General features: G+C 46.0%; 12 protein-coding genes. 10 read left to right on the top strand and 2 right to left on the bottom strand.

What is annotated here, in order from left to right:
* The first annotated feature begins 60 nt into the window (after positions 1 to 60).
* The 9 genes from FBF61_RS08545 to FBF61_RS08585 all read left to right on the top strand — a co-directional run bounded on the left by FBF61_RS08545 (position 61) and on the right by FBF61_RS08585 (position 9,129).
* The gene (locus tag FBF61_RS08545; RefSeq protein ID WP_138476778.1) at positions 61 to 1,503 is read left to right on the top strand and encodes a S8 family serine peptidase; all 1,443 of its coding nucleotides are present in this window, start codon (positions 61 to 63) and stop codon (positions 1,501 to 1,503) included.
* A 207-nt stretch (positions 1,504 to 1,710) separates the two neighbouring features.
* Entirely contained in the window at positions 1,711 to 4,293 is a 2,583-nt protein-coding gene (locus FBF61_RS08550; RefSeq protein WP_166444470.1) for a CHAT domain-containing protein, read from the top strand.
* A 105-nt stretch (positions 4,294 to 4,398) separates the two neighbouring features.
* Entirely contained in the window at positions 4,399 to 4,797 is a 399-nt protein-coding gene (locus tag FBF61_RS08555) for a hypothetical protein (RefSeq protein ID WP_138476780.1), read from the top strand.
* A gap of 56 nt (positions 4,798 to 4,853) precedes the next feature.
* Entirely contained in the window at positions 4,854 to 5,309 is a 456-nt protein-coding gene (locus FBF61_RS08560; RefSeq protein WP_138476781.1) for a hypothetical protein, read from the top strand.
* 102 nt (positions 5,310 to 5,411) lie between these two features.
* Positions 5,412 to 6,242, top strand: a complete 831-nt coding sequence (locus FBF61_RS08565; RefSeq protein WP_138476782.1) for an SGBP N-terminal domain-containing protein — start codon at positions 5,412 to 5,414, stop codon at positions 6,240 to 6,242.
* A 217-nt stretch (positions 6,243 to 6,459) separates the two neighbouring features.
* Positions 6,460 to 7,131 (top strand): hypothetical protein, encoded by a 672-nt coding sequence (locus FBF61_RS08570; RefSeq protein ID WP_229214965.1) that lies wholly within the window; start codon positions 6,460 to 6,462, stop codon positions 7,129 to 7,131.
* A 117-nt stretch (positions 7,132 to 7,248) separates the two neighbouring features.
* Positions 7,249 to 7,590, top strand: a complete 342-nt coding sequence (locus FBF61_RS08575) for an ArsR/SmtB family transcription factor (RefSeq protein ID WP_138476783.1) — start codon at positions 7,249 to 7,251, stop codon at positions 7,588 to 7,590.
* On the top strand, positions 7,580 to 8,080 hold the full coding sequence (locus tag FBF61_RS08580; RefSeq protein WP_138476784.1) for an SRPBCC family protein: 501 nt from the start codon (positions 7,580 to 7,582) through the stop codon (positions 8,078 to 8,080). Before FBF61_RS08575 ends, FBF61_RS08580 begins: the two co-directional genes overlap by 11 nt.
* 164 nt (positions 8,081 to 8,244) lie before the next feature.
* Entirely contained in the window at positions 8,245 to 9,129 is an 885-nt protein-coding gene (locus FBF61_RS08585) for a DUF4595 domain-containing protein (RefSeq protein ID WP_138476785.1), read from the top strand.
* 105 nt (positions 9,130 to 9,234) lie between these two features.
* Here the strand turns inward: FBF61_RS08585 and FBF61_RS08590 are convergent, their stop codons facing one another.
* A complete protein-coding gene (locus FBF61_RS08590) occupies positions 9,235 to 10,680 on the bottom strand; it encodes an ATP-binding protein (RefSeq protein WP_138476786.1) in 1,446 nt (481 codons plus the stop codon).
* A gap of 372 nt (positions 10,681 to 11,052) precedes the next feature.
* On the opposite strand from FBF61_RS08590, the gene FBF61_RS08595 reads away from it, so the two are divergent.
* Positions 11,053 to 11,292 (top strand): hypothetical protein, encoded by a 240-nt coding sequence (locus FBF61_RS08595; protein ID WP_138476787.1) that lies wholly within the window; start codon positions 11,053 to 11,055, stop codon positions 11,290 to 11,292.
* Between the two features lie 428 nt (positions 11,293 to 11,720).
* Here the strand turns inward: FBF61_RS08595 and FBF61_RS08600 are convergent, their stop codons facing one another.
* Complete coding sequence (locus FBF61_RS08600; protein ID WP_138476788.1) at positions 11,721 to 14,681, bottom strand: LamG-like jellyroll fold domain-containing protein; 2,961 nt, start codon at positions 14,679 to 14,681, stop codon at positions 11,721 to 11,723.
* Between the last annotated feature and the right edge of the window lie 19 nt (positions 14,682 to 14,700).

Consider the following 14,700-nt stretch of genomic DNA (forward strand, 5'->3'; position numbering starts at 1 on the left):
GAAGGCCAGGCTTGTATCATTGCATTTACATATTCAGGCATAAAACAAACTTCAAACACTATGAAAACCTTTCCCCTTATTTTAAAATCGGGCTTAACTTTCACGCTAATTTTCTTCCTATCCCAAAGCGATGCAAATGCACAGCCAAGTGAAAAAGAGCCCTATATCTATCATGGATACAATTTATTGCTTCCGAAAGGGTTCGGTTCAAAACAGTTAATTGATCTAATCAGAACAAAACTATTTATAGATATCTCAAAGCACGTTCGCCAATGTCCCTGCGACACTGCTTTGATTAATATAGACTATCCTGGTTTAGAATTCAACGGGCATGACCGGGTTCAGGTAAAAACAAGGAATGGACAAGGAGATGATATAGAAATAGATCTGAATGTAAAAGGATTAATGGCCGAAAAGAACTCCGAGTTCTCTACGGATGCCGGCGTGAATCCTATCTCAATGAAAAATGAAACAGTGGTTGACTCCATGCTGAAGGCGTCATTCAATCCTAACTTCAAAAAGACAAAGAAGGTCAAACTTGCAATTTTTGACAGCGGAATAGATAAAGAATTGACCAAACTGGACTACATAGGGGTAACATCAGTCGTTGCAAGTTGTTTGCCACAGCTAGATACATTTGATAAAGGTCGTGACCCTTTCGGTCAGCAAAAACCAGCGGATTCGAGACGAATCATTGGTTTGAATTTTGCGCCAAAGGATGAGACTGGTGATAAATACAATGTTTTTAATATTACCGATCACGGAAGCACAAAGCATGGTACGCGGGTTGCTTTTTTAATAGCTGAGCAATTCAAAAAAAGTCAGACAAAAGGAGTACAGCTTCTGATCATGAAAGTTCTTAACAAATACAACAAAGGGGATGGTTACGGAATTATGTGTGCCATGTATCATGCTAAATTGCTTGGAGCCGAGATCATGAATTTCAGCCTCGGATACTATGGCCCGGAAGATCTTATTTTCAGAAAGTATATCAACGATATGAAACTCCCGCGTGGATATCAAAGTAAGTATGAAAGACCTATTTGGATTGTGAGCGCGGCGGGAAACGCTATGGAACAATTTGAGCAGCATGTTGATTCCAACGATGAACGCGCAAATATAACCGCTGATATTAGCAGGGATCTTGACCTTCGAAACTCGAAATTCTATCCCGCTTATTTTAGCAAGGACATCAAAAATGTAATATCCGTAACGACAGTCAAGGATGATCTTCTCAGTGTTTGTGACGGACAAAACTACGATCGTAAAAGCCTGAATATAGGGGTAAAGGCAACAAATTGTCTTTTTGCAGTTGGCACTTTTTTGGAAATTAATGGCATTTGGGAACCGCGGAGCGGAACATCTTTTGCTGCCCCGGTTGTTGCTGGATGGATCGGAACCAAGTCCAAGTTATTTGTTGGGAAAGATCAAATACTTGAAGGTGCCTCCATATCAAAACCATTGGAAAGATATATCCTTTTAGGTAAATTTATTAATCCTTAAAGCAGAGCCCTATTTCGTCCAAGGCGCTAAATGATAAAAAGAAACTTAGGCCTTCTACTATTGCTATTAATTTCTGCTTCCGCTCACGCTCGGTGTCCGGGAGCAGAAATTTTTTATCAGCAGATAAATCTGGCAGCCCAGACGCTAAATGACAAGGATTTAATTATTGAGCTGAAAAAGATTATCCATGCAAGCGACGAATGCGCAATGGATAAAGATTCCGTTTATGCCCTGGCAAATCATATTTTGGGACGTACTTTTTGGTATGACGGCAAACTGGATTCCGCGATCATTTTTACAAAAAAGGCCATTGAAATCAATTCTGCTGCCAACAAGTTTGCTAACAAAGCCAATTTGTGTCACAGCTATTTTAATCTTGGCTGCATTTACAATGATTTGGGAGATATTAAGAAGTCACTCCAGCAATTGAATAATGCGATTCGCATCGGCCGCCAGTTTCCTTCTAAAATGGCCTCCCTGGCAGACTCTTACAGTACAATGGCGAGTATTTACACGTCTATCGGCGATTATGACAAAACCATCATCTATGCTGATCTGGCGTTCAATTATGGAGAGAAAATCAATAGGGATGATTTAAAAGCCAGGAGTCTGATGGAAAAATCCCAGGGATTAATCGCGCTGAACAGACTTTCCGAAACTGAAAAGATCCTTAACCTGTCGCTGAAATACGCTTCAAACTATGAGGATGAGGCTCTGAAAGGGGCCATATTCTCGATGCTTGCGGATTTAAAGAAGAAACAAAATCAACCAGCGGCCGTCATCGCATACTACAACAAATCTTCTCAGGCATTTCGTAAAGACAGCTTTAATTATGGCATCGCCCAGGTTGCCAATAATCTTGCTGATTATTACCAATACCATTTTTTTAATCCTAAAAAGGCGTTGGAAAATTACCATCGTGCCCTGGAATTTATTGGCATCGTTTCAGGTAAGTCGTTAATTTTAAACAACATTAGCAAGGTTTATGCAAGTGAAAAGGACTATTTAAAAGCAATCGATTTCAATGAAAAGGCGCTTGCAATGGCCGTTTCACAATTTCCGAAAATGGAAAAAAACGACGCAACTTTTCCCGGGCTTATGCGACTTGTCGTCAATAAGCCGGACTTACTGATACTCATTCGCCACAAAGCCGACACCTGGCTCGCCTACGCCAAACATACAGGCAACGACAAAAACAAGCTCAGAAATGCACTCCGGACTTACATGCTGGCCGATACGATGATCGACTACATGCGATGGGAGCATAGCGGGAATGTCACCAAACTTTTCTGGCGCGAGCAAACGAAAAGTATGTACGAACATGCGATTGAAACCTGTTACCTGCTCAATGATCACACAAAAGCATTTCATTTCTTTGAAAAAAGCCGCGCAGTAATGCTGAATGACCAGCTTAATGAACTCGGTGCGAAACAGTTATTGTCTGAGGAGGATCAGAAAAAAGAATCTGTGCTGAGCAGGAAAGTGTCCGATATGCAGAACGAACTGGCGGAAACCGGAGCAGATGAAAAAGCAGTTGCGGATATCCGTTCCCGACTTTTCCTTGCGCAGCAGGAACAGGAAAATTTTATCAAAAAACTCGAAACCAGCAATGCGCAATACTACGCTTACAAGTATGACAATGCAGTTCGGACACTCGCAGAATTGAAAAATGAAATATTAAAGGATAAACAAACGCTGGTTTCCTATTTCGTTGGCGACAGTGCCGTATATGGTCTGTCGACAGGCGCTGAAAAAACCGATTTCCAAAAAATCGATCTTAAAAAATACGCCCAACTGATCCCTGAATTCCAAAAGATCATTGGCGACCGTGAAGCGCAAAACAGGCGATTCAAGGATTATCTGACTTTGTCTTTTCAGTTATATGATCTTTTGCTAAAACCCTTTGCCATTCCACCCGGCACACGCATCGTAGTTTCACCGGATGGCGACTTTCTCCCTTTCGGAGCATTCAGCGCTTCCCGCGACCGGGCCGACTACCTGGTTTCGCGGTATGCGTTCAGCTACACCTACTCGGCAGGTTTTCTTGCCAAAAGCCGTAAAAACAGAAAATCGGGAATCCTCAGCAAGTCGTTCCTGGGTATTGCCCCGGTACAGTTTGCACCCAGCCTTGCCCAGGCAGATCTCGCTGGTTCAGATCAGGCACTGAAAACAATCAACCGGCATTTCTTTCTATCTGAAACCCTGATCGGCGCGGAAGCTTCCCGGAATGCATTTGCAAAGAATGCCCCCGATTACCGGATCGTCCAGCTGTTTACACACGCTACCGCAGACAGTTCCGGGCGCACCCCTACCCTGTACTTTGCCGATTCGACCCTAAAAGTTAACGAGCTATTGACTGATCGTACATCGTCCACAGCGCTGTTGGTACTGTCGGCCTGTCGCACGGGAACTGGCAAGAACCAACGGGGCGAAGGTGTGTTTAGCCTGGCACGCGGGTTTGCCGGTTTGGGGATACCATCGACTGTCACTACGCTTTGGGACGTTGAAAATGAAGCAATCTACGGTCTTACATCTTTCTTCTACCAGGAACTTGCCAACGAGTTGCCGCTTGATATTGCCCTGCAGCGCACACAAAACCAGTGGTTAAACAAAGCCACCTCCGCAGACCGGCTGCCTTATGCATGGGCCGGGATGGTTCTGGTGGGAAGTACTGAATACGTCAGTCCAGGCATATCGCGGTCAGAAGGATTTGTATTGCTCATCGCATCCATTGTACTGGCCGTATTTCTCATTTACCATTTCCGCAAACGCCAGACAGGCAATCAATAACCCCTCCCCTTCCTCCCTTCCAAAACATTTTTTTCAATTTCCTGTTTCCCCCGCCTTCATGGATCTCGACTAAGTTTTTGATTTCAATTTAAACTTAAACGAAACATGAAAATCAAAACATTGCTTTTATCGAGCGTGATGCTCTGTATGCTGGCTTCTTGCAAAAAAGATGCTGACCCTGTGCCTGAACACGACCCCTACGCTTTCCTTGAAGGAAAATGGGCTTACGAAAATGGCGCAGAATGTGTGTTTGTCCCGGAAACAAAAAGTGCTGCCGGCACAAAGCCTCCAACCAACAATATATATGGATTTGTGATCGGCGAGGCCTACTGGAAAAATGTAGTTTCAACCGGGACCGACGAATGGGAGTACGACCAAATTGTGCGCAGCGCTGACGGCGTAACCGTGGAATACCGCAAAAGCACCATGTCCAGAAAGGACGACAATACGCTTAGTATGAACACTCCCCAATTACCCGATACGGAATTAAAGCGGGTCCGGTAACGGAAATTTTCCGCGTTCAAAAGACCAACTCAAAACTTTGAAAAACAGTTAATGCCATGAAAACAATTACAAAACCGTTCATTTTGGCGCTGATCGCCGTTCTCGGCTATTCATGCTGCCCCCGCCCCAGTTTTGAGGGCTGCTATATCACCCGCTGGAAAGACAGCACCGGCGCGTACAATCCGGTTAGCTCCCCGATGTATATCAAGGTACTGGGCAGCCAGGTAACAGGCGCCTGGGGCGTTGAAGGGAATTCGGGACAGTTGCGTGGCACGCTCTCCAACAATGGGTATGAACTCACCGGTGAATGGGCCGCTCCGTTATTCAGTTCGCCCTCATACCAGGGCAAAATATGGCTTACGCTCTCCGCAACAGGTGACCGTTTCGACGGCACGTGGAATGGTGGTACGCCCCGCGGAACAGTTCATACCCGTATGGAATGGAGCGGACGGCGGGTTGACTGTGATTCCATTCCGGAGCATAAGTACCTGAAAACCATCGCCGGACCCTAGAATCAATGCCGGAATTCCTGTCGATTTGCGTAGAAAGCTCGTCGCCAGTTCAAATAGCTAACATATCCCGCCGTGCGGATTTCAATTTTTAATTTTACTAAAATGAGACTATTCAAATATATACATTGGGTAGCGGCATCCATTTTCGGTGGCATGCTGCTCGGAGCCTGCGATAAAAACGATACCCCAGAACCCGAACCCGTGGTAAAATCGGCAGACAAAGCAATACTGGAAGTGTCGTTCGACCAGTTTACAGGCGAAGTTTATGAAGTAAACGAGGGCCAATCAAAGGTGATGGTTTACGTTCCCTGGCAAAGTTCCTGGAACCTGAAACCCACTATCCGTCATAATGGTGCCTCCATTTCTCCGGAAAATTCAGTAACCCAGAATTTCAGTAAACCGGTGGACTATACCGTTACCGCAGAAGATGGTTCGACCAAAACCTATACCGTGGTCGTCGCCTCAGCCAAAGCGGGACTGGCTGATGTAGAATCGCAATATGTTTACGGGGTAAGTTTTTCTGATAATTTTTATTACAAACTATTGAAAGCCAGGGATGTTGCTACCGATCAGTGGGAGCGAAAGCTGGAGATTTCGCTGGGAGTTACCGACGCTTCCCGCTATCCAAACCGGGACACACGCTATTTCAGCAACGTACTGCTCGTAACGAAGGCCTTTAACAGTTATCTCCACACATACTCCTGGGAAACCCAGAGTAATGTCACCGAGGCGCTGCTTATAGTGAGCAGATCAGCGTCCACTACCAACTCATACTGGCGCCCCGGAAGTGGCTCTATTAAAATCACTTCCTATGATGAAGCAAAGAAATTGGTCAGTGGTGAATTTACAAACATCAAGTACATGCGGGGAGCTGCATTTCCCTATTATCTCACATCCGGCAATTTCATGAATGTACCGGTGGAAGTTCAATAACTTTTTGCCACCACCCCGGCGAGCGCGTAGCTTTTCACCGGGGTGGTGTTTTGAAAAAGAAAAAAAATAACCACCCTCCTGCAACATCGAAGTACAAACCGTACTCTTTAGGGTAACTGATGGCCAGCACGTTAATAGTATTTCCCGGGCGAAAACTCCTGTTTCCGCAAGAGATTGTATTGTCCGGGTCGCACAATCACCCTATTTAACAAAAGCCATGAAAAAAACAGTTTTCATTTTCATCCTGACACTTGCACTTACGCTGCTGCAAGCTGTTAATCTCCCTCTTTCGGCACAAGGCCATTACGCCAAAGACGAACCGGACAAGGGTTACTGGCAGGTGTACACGGACTACAGAACTGGCAATACCGCCATTCAGTTTTTCAATGCCGCCCAGCAGCTTGTATATAAAGAAACGCTCTCCCGAAAATATGTAAAACTGACCAAACGCAATATCAGACGGTTTGATAACCTGCTGACCAAACTCACTGCGGGCAATGTTTTGAATACATCTGTAAAAACCTACGATCTCGTCGCGGACAGCCGGACTACGCCCCGGGATGTGTTCCGGCCCGAGGCAATCTTTGCTGAACCCACCAACGCACACCAGACGAGCGAAAGCAACGTGTATGTTGTGCGGGCGGTCGGAAGGTTGCGGATCATACTTAAAAACCCATATCAGGAGCATTTCGATGTATCAATTGTTGACGATCATCTCAGAACTATTCACTATGAAGGCGTCAGTAAGTCGGACTACAGCCGCTGGTTTGATCTGTCCAACCTGGCAGCGGGCGTATATAAGGTCAATGTCGCCGGTCAGAGAATGCGATTGAACTACAAGCTGACGGTTGACAGTTACCTGGGGTACATTCTTGAAAATCTGAATTAGCAACACACGACTCACCTATCCCTCAGGATATGCCGGGTGGAAAAAATAATTCACCCGAAATTTGCGTAAGCATTTACTTACATATATATTTGTGTAAGTAAACGCTTACGCATTATTATGTCTATTGAAGCAAGAAGAGATGTTTTCCAGGCCATATCTGACCCCACTCGGCGCCAGATCATCAATCTCATCGCACATAAGGCCATGAACCTGAACGCCCTGACGGAAAATTTCAATATGAGCAGGCCGGCAATTTCCCAGCATGTCAAAATACTGACGGAATGCGGGCTGGTGGTAATACGGCAGGAAGGCAGGGAAAGGTTTTGCGAGGCGAAGCTCGACAAACTCAGCGAGGTATCCGACTGGGTTGAACAATACAGCAAGTTCTGGAACAAACAGTTTGATGCACTGGATAAATTTTTAAAAAACAAAAAAACCAATACAAATCATGAAGCATGACGAGAATGTCCTCACGATCATCAGGGAATTTGACGCACCTCAAACCGAAGTCTTCAATGCATTTGCGGATGCCGGTGCTTTAAACGAATGGTGGGGACCGGTTGAAACCAAAAACAGCGTCATCAGTCTGGATTTCAGACCTGGCGGCATTTTTCATTTCCAAATGGACTACGAGGGAAACATCAGCTACGGCCGGTTTTTATTTATCCGGATCGAACCCCACAGCCTGCTGGAATTCACCAACGCTTTCGCAGACGAACATGCCAATCCGGTACCGGCACCGTTTGATGTGAAACTGCCTCTGGAAATTTCCTACCGCCTCACCTTTATCGCCAACAACGACTCAACCATTGTTACGCTGACCGGGCGACCGGTAAATGGCAGCGCCGAAGAAGAGGAAGGGTTCAGATCAATTAACGCAAGTATGCATGAAGGATTCGGGGCGACGTTTGATAAGCTGGCGACGTATCTTGGCAAAGTCCGAAAATAACCCATATCAAGCTATGAACGAGGAATGAAAAAATCAACTGATTGTAGGGCTTGCCGCTAAATAATAGGTATTGAAAAAGTACTTAAAATTGATGAAATTATACCCGAAAGCATGCCGCTCGTGTGCCCCTACATGCTGCAACATACACAAACCACCAAGACAGCATGAAAACAGCCTCTTTTCTTCTATCAGCACTTTGCCTCGCCCTTATCCTGGTCTCCCTATCCTGCGGCGACAATGAAAATCCGGAACCCCGACCGGAACAATTTCGCATAAAGAGTCTTTCGAAAACAAGCCCGGATGAGCCGAACGTTGAATATATCAGTTCATTTACATACGATGCCGGCGGTCGGCTGGCTTCTATTTATACTTACCAAACCCCGGACAGCGCCACCTCTCCCACCGAAACAAGTACCTACCAGTACGATTCTCAGAATAGGTTAACCCAAATGGACAGGATTTTAAGCAAGGCAGGGGCCGAGCGGTATGTGTACACCTACAACCAGGCGGGTAAGGTGGACAAGATCAAATACACCGGCGGAACCAATGATTATTACGACCTCCTATTCACTTACGATCCTTCCAGCCAGCTTTCGGCCAGCAAAAGATCTTTTAACTTTTCAAATACAATTTCTTACCTGCAGGACAATGCATACGTCTTCACTTCCGGAAATCTGAGCAAAGTAACGACTACAACTACGGTGGTCCGCACCGTGCCATCGAGCGGCACTTTCAATACGGAATTCGTCTATGACGATCACCCCAATCCATTTCTGGACGCACCGGTTATCCCCGCTCCATCCAGGATCGCCACACCATCGATGGGCAGCTTTAATTATTACACCTATTACGGAGGTGTCGACAATCTGCTGCACCTGAGCAAGAACAATCTGCGCTCAGCCACAACCGACGCCCTCTCCCAAATCACTTACACCTATACTTACAATACCCAGGGCCTCCCCGAAAGCCGCACAACTTCGCAAAAGGCGACTCCCACCAGTCCGGTATTTGTATTGGAAATGCTGGAATATAGGTATGAGGAGTATTGAAGTAAAAGCCATTTTATCAAATAGCCATCAAATAAAAATTTGCTGAATATCAATTAGTTAAGTTCTACCAAGGCCGCTTTTATCAAATGACCGTCAAATAAGAATCTATGCCCAAAACGGAATGTAACTTGCATACTTCCTTGACTTGCTTTCCGGATCGTCTTCTTTGATATCTCCTTCCGTAAGAGCGTCCCTGATAATTCTGGATGCAGTGGCGGCATTTTGGTCTGCAATTTTAAAACGGTCCCGAAGAGACTGATTTGTCATTTTTTCATTCGAGACATATTTCAAACAGGCATGCTGGTAACAAGCCCTTATCTTTTCCTTCTTATCCAAATCAAGCAAAACTTTGTAACTGTACATTGTCACCCTTGTTCGGCTTTCAGCAACAATGACATTCAAAGGCGGCAGCTGATACAACTCAATGTTGAAAATCACCTTGTCGAGTCCGCTTCCTTTCTCTTCACACAAACCCATTCGTCGCATGATATCTGCAAGCTTTTCATTTCTTGATACATAGGCATCTATGAAACGCTCAGGGGTTACCAGCGGTTTTCCGGGATTAGAAATCTCTATTCGATCGCTGAAAATTTCGATCATCGGAAAGCCCTTTTCGTTCAAATCCTGATGAACCAGCGCATTGGCGACCAACTCACGAACGGCGATTTCGGGGTACATCCTCGATTCTTTTCTCAATGCTTTGCCGATTTCTTCGTTAGCGGGGAGCTGACTATTTATCCAGACCAAAAAATTCTCAAAATCAATTGCGTAACCACTTCCCCCGATTTGTTCCCTTTCGGTTTCTACCTTATTTTTCCCTTTGTAAACAACTACTCTTATGGATTTTCGCGCTACACTTTCAAAATCCTTTAGCTGCTTGGCGAACAACAATGCACCCAATTTAGTAATGGCATATCCGTGGTTTTTAACAACTAAACTATCCTCGATAAACTTATCAATAACGCCTTCCTGCGTTGAGGGATAAGGAATTTTCATCAGATCAAAGTATGCTTCTGTTCTTAAATATTTTGTAATATCCGCAGCGGACAAATTGTCCATTGCTATTTCCTTTTCAAATGGGATAGCATCCTTTTTCCAGATCTTGGCCTGCTTTTCAGGATATTCGTTCAGCTTTTTAGTAATGCTACCGATTCGAATATACGACTGGTGCAAAAATTCAACGGGCTGGTTCTTTGCTGCCGGTATTACATAAAGAGATATATGACGTGTTGTATCATAATCAAATTCATATACCGTGAAATCGATCTTTGGAGTCAATCTTGAGGTCAGCCAATGTTCCAGGTCTTCGCCTCCCTTTTTTTGCGATTTTGCTTTAAAGGAAGTTCCTCTGATAATGTGGCTCTGATCTTCCACGCCAAACACCAGATAACCCGTAGCTTTGTTATGGATGCAGGCGCCATTGGAAAGCGAAGAAATCCGCGTTCCGATCTCTTCCGGAGAATGAAAATTGAGTTTAAATTCGACCCATTCGCTTTCGTGAGGCTGCTTCACCAGATCATTCAGCAATTCTATAAGCTGTTGTTCCGTCATCTGATCATTTTTTTGGTTCGTTGTTGAAATAATTTCAACCTATGCTCAAAAAAATTGTTGCTTATGCTAAATGATCAAACGGCAACGCGCGGATTATTTAAAGGTTTTACCGTGTTGAAGCCGGTAAGAAGACTATTTGTTTTTGACAAAAAGCAAATACCTGAGAACCGACTCTGGTAAGAACCCACATTTGCATTCCTCCAAAAACTTCCGAATATTCGCATTCCTTTTAAAAACGAAGTCTATGAAAAATCTCAAAAGTACCGCCCTGTTATGGTGCGGGTGTGCCGAAAGGCCCCCGGACGCACACTTTGTTTGCGTAAGGACACCTGCAAACAGGGCGCCCCATTCATCCTTTTAAAAACGAAGTTTATGTACACACCGACAAACGGCGAGTCTACGGACTCGCAACAGTTGGCCAATTACGGCCTGCTTGTCCAGGATTTGCTTTCGCAATGCGGAACGGAAGAATGGATCGACGACCTCTGGTCGATTTACACTGGTTACAGTATTTACCAGAAAGAAGTGGGCTACAACCCGCGCCTGAGTGAAACTTTCACGACTTTTAAAGAGCTCGTGTTTTTCTTTCAGAAGCTTGAAAAGATCAAGTAGATTTTAGTTGTTTAGAAAAGTTGTGCGACTCAAAAGTCGCACAACTTTCTCGTTTAGAAGGGATATAACTATCACCTACCTTAACAAATGCTATAAAGCTAGCGTCCGGACACCTCATCGCCTTTAATTCTTTGTTAAAATGATTTGAAGCCCAGTCTACACCACTTCGCAGGAATGACAATCCCAACGGGATGTAATTATTATAGCAGATGTAAGCATGTCCGGAATGCATGAACCCTGAAAGGGTGACATTGTTCACGGGAATTGTAAACTTTTTAGGACGAGACACAGCGATGCCCCCCATAGGGGTTCCAGACTCTCGCCCGCGTTATTTTTGCTACAACAATTTCAGCCCTTCGGGCTTTTCCACTATAAATGCCACTCCGTTTTCAGGTTCAATTAAACGAGATGTCGATGTCGTTATTAAATCACTCAATAACCAACCAGGTAAACCCGCCCGCAGCAATTTCAACATCCACTGCGGCTTCGGAATCGCGGCTAAGATCATAAGTTTTCCCCTCCCCTTCCTGCTCCCTGATCCGCGCCGTTCCCGACAAGCCGGTATAATAAAGCGGTAAACGGAACTTCTTTTTGATCGTCTGATCGGTCGGATTGAAAATGATCGCCATTCCTTTGTTGCTAAGTTCCGGGTTTACGTGCAGCATGCAATCCAGGTCGCGGCCGGTGGGGCGGCCAAGATGGATGATGTCGGAGGTAAGGATGCCGCGGTATTTTTTAAACCATTCTGTCCATTTCTGCACCATTTGTTTGGTTTCAGGAGTATCGTAGAGCCGGTTTCCGCGCACTGTCAGCTGGCATCCGCTGGCGAGGTGCTGAAAAAGCGTCCGTTCATAGCGGCTGATATTGTCTTTTAAAGGTTCCAGCCCGATTTTAGGATCGTTGGAATAAAAACCCGTGAGCTGCACGGTCATCCAGCCCATGGTCGGGGCTTTGTGAAAAGTACCGTCGTATATGTATTGCCGTCCGAGCAACATCTGCTGCTCAGGCGTGAGATTGGCGCTGGCTTCGCGGTAGCCCATACCTGTCGCGCTCTGGCCGTTGAGAAAATACCAGTCGGGGATCGGTACGTAAATATTTTTGCCGAGCAGGCCATGGATCACGCTCACCTGCCTTTTCCACTGCGCCCACTGCGAATCCTTCAACGCACGATGGTGCGCGTGGACCGTAGAAGCACAGGGATCTCCATGATAAGGTCCATCCATGTTGTAGGTTAGAAAGCCCGTTTTGTTATAAAATTGCCCCAGTTTTCCGAAATAGTCGTCCGCCCATTTACTTGCAATACAAACACTTTGCCCAAAAATACTTCCCGGTTTGAGCGTAACCGGATCGATCACATCCACCTCCGCACCTCTCCCGCGTGAGGCAATATTGAGCTCGTACCCGCCCATTACAATGCCTTTCTTCTTGGCATATCCTGCAATGTCGCCCCACTTGGAAACATAATCCGGGTCGAGGTTATCGTGCGAAATACCGGGCCAGGGATGAATGTCAAGTCTTTCAAAACCCAGCTCACCCATCTGATCAATAAACCCTTTGATTTGCGCCGGATCCTGCGAAGTAATTGCCCCCGCCAGCAGACTTTCCGAAACCTGAGGCGCGAGCTTGCGGTAAAATTTCCGGTGGGCAAGTGCCTGACGCTCTTTATCATCGCTATCGTGAAGCAATTCAAAAGTCACGTAAGACTGAAACGAACTATCTTTTTCCACCAACTGGAAAGGCCCCATCGGCAGGCTGCTTACCAGCAGGTTATGGTGCGGAAAATGCAGGAAGTTATCCTCGGCCTGGTTGTGCGACGCCCAGGTGTTGTATGCTTCATCGACGCGCCAGGAAGTGGTGCTTTTTCCGGCGTGATATGGTTTCAGTTCCCCGGCATAATGTATCAGCGCGCTGCCCTGCGGGTCGGCATTGGCAAAGGCGAAGGAAAAATCGCTTTCGGTATGCAGGCGGGTCACCTGGTCCTGCGCAACGGCCAGCACTTCTGTTTCGATCTGGTCGACGGTCACAGGTGCAGTATTCCTGTTTTGCAATGTAACCCACTTAGCGATCACCGGTATACCATCATAAATTTCGTAATGCACCTGGACTTTTGTGTTTTTATATGCCTCGGCCACAATTTCCGGCGCGGCATAATGCATGATGATATGCAATCCTTTGGGTGGCCAGTCGGTGTGCACAGCATTGTAACGCTGCTGCCAGGGGTACCGGGCTTTGGGCGGCTCGGAAGTAATACCCGTAAAACGGAACGCGCCCGGGTCGCCCAGCATATTTTCCAGCCAGCTTTCGATCAGGTACGATTTTTCAGGCTGACCACTCAGCCCGCCGATATCAAACCAGCTCGTATCAAGCCGTATCCTCACTTCCGGTTTTACTGCCCGAAGGTATTCCGCATCATTACTGATGTTCTTAAAGCTATAACAAGCCAGATTTTCACCCACGTAAAAATCCCTTCGAACCAGCCCGTTTGAAAGCCGGAGCCGGGCTGTATGGGTCTTATTGTCAACCTTTACCAGCATGGCAGCATTTGTTTTCGCAGGTTTAATGAGCCAGTCTTCCGGCTTTTCTTCTTCCGGGAATTCTGAAACTATTTTTATCCCAAAACCTTCCCTACTGATGTTTTTGATCAAATCCTGCCTTTCCTTATTTTCCTTTTCCCGGACGATTTTCTGTTCTTTATAATTCAATAAAAAGTCCTTTTGCTCGTCAAATTTCCCATTTTGAATGAGGCTGTAACGAACCGAATAGACCATTCCGTGAAAAGGCTGCTTACCGTCTTTGCTGTTCCCGACGGTGAAAAAAGGGTCTAATTTTTCGCTGCGGCTTGCGCGGTTCACGAGTTTTCCATTGAGGTACAGTTTCACTTCCCTCCCTATCGCCACGATGGCCAGGTGGGTCCACTCCACATTCATTTTTATGGCCAGGGGAACAGCTTGCCCGTCCCCAATCGCCACCCACTTGGCACCCTGTTGGGCAATGGCGTAGCCATTCGCACCATTTCCATTAGCCACTACAATATGAAAATCCTTGTCATCGGCCAAGCTGGGATTTGCCCATGTTTCAAGCACAAAATCGTCGCTGGCACTTCCAATGGCTTGGGTCGCTGCGTATTGATCCGCCGGTTCCCTGAACAAAAGCGATCCTTTTACTTTGTTTCCAGGCAGCTCTGGCGCACTCGCAAAGAAAAGCGGATTGCCCGATTTGGTCAAAACAGGCTCCCTGGAAGTAGCGCCCGTCAGAATATCGGGGCCGGCCACATAGGTAACCGCGGAACTTTTGCCCAATTGGTAAAAAGCGATCGTTTTGGTCTGGGCAACAGCCTGTATGCCTGCCAGCAAAACCATGACAGGAACGAATAGAAATTTCAGATTCATTATTTTTTATGAAAGTGCT

It is taken from the genome of Dyadobacter bucti (genome assembly GCF_005869225.1).
GTDB lineage: Bacteria > Bacteroidota > Bacteroidia > Cytophagales > Spirosomataceae > Dyadobacter > Dyadobacter bucti.

Coding starts and splice junctions, on each gene's coding strand:
- FBF61_RS08545 (WP_138476778.1), top strand. CDS start 61: ATGAAAACCTTTCCCCTTATTTTAAAATCGGGCTTAACTTTCACGCTA.
- FBF61_RS08550 (WP_166444470.1), top strand. CDS start 1,711: ATGGATAAAGATTCCGTTTATGCCCTGGCAAATCATATTTTGGGACGT.
- FBF61_RS08555 (WP_138476780.1), top strand. CDS start 4,399: ATGAAAATCAAAACATTGCTTTTATCGAGCGTGATGCTCTGTATGCTG.
- FBF61_RS08560 (WP_138476781.1), top strand. CDS start 4,854: ATGAAAACAATTACAAAACCGTTCATTTTGGCGCTGATCGCCGTTCTC.
- FBF61_RS08565 (WP_138476782.1), top strand. CDS start 5,412: ATGAGACTATTCAAATATATACATTGGGTAGCGGCATCCATTTTCGGT.
- FBF61_RS08570 (WP_229214965.1), top strand. CDS start 6,460: ATGAAAAAAACAGTTTTCATTTTCATCCTGACACTTGCACTTACGCTG.
- FBF61_RS08575 (WP_138476783.1), top strand. CDS start 7,249: ATGTCTATTGAAGCAAGAAGAGATGTTTTCCAGGCCATATCTGACCCC.
- FBF61_RS08580 (WP_138476784.1), top strand. CDS start 7,580: ATGAAGCATGACGAGAATGTCCTCACGATCATCAGGGAATTTGACGCA.
- FBF61_RS08585 (WP_138476785.1), top strand. CDS start 8,245: ATGAAAACAGCCTCTTTTCTTCTATCAGCACTTTGCCTCGCCCTTATC.
- FBF61_RS08590 (WP_138476786.1), bottom strand. CDS start 10,680: ATGACGGAACAACAGCTTATAGAATTGCTGAATGATCTGGTGAAGCAG.
- FBF61_RS08595 (WP_138476787.1), top strand. CDS start 11,053: ATGTACACACCGACAAACGGCGAGTCTACGGACTCGCAACAGTTGGCC.
- FBF61_RS08600 (WP_138476788.1), bottom strand. CDS start 14,681: ATGAATCTGAAATTTCTATTCGTTCCTGTCATGGTTTTGCTGGCAGGC.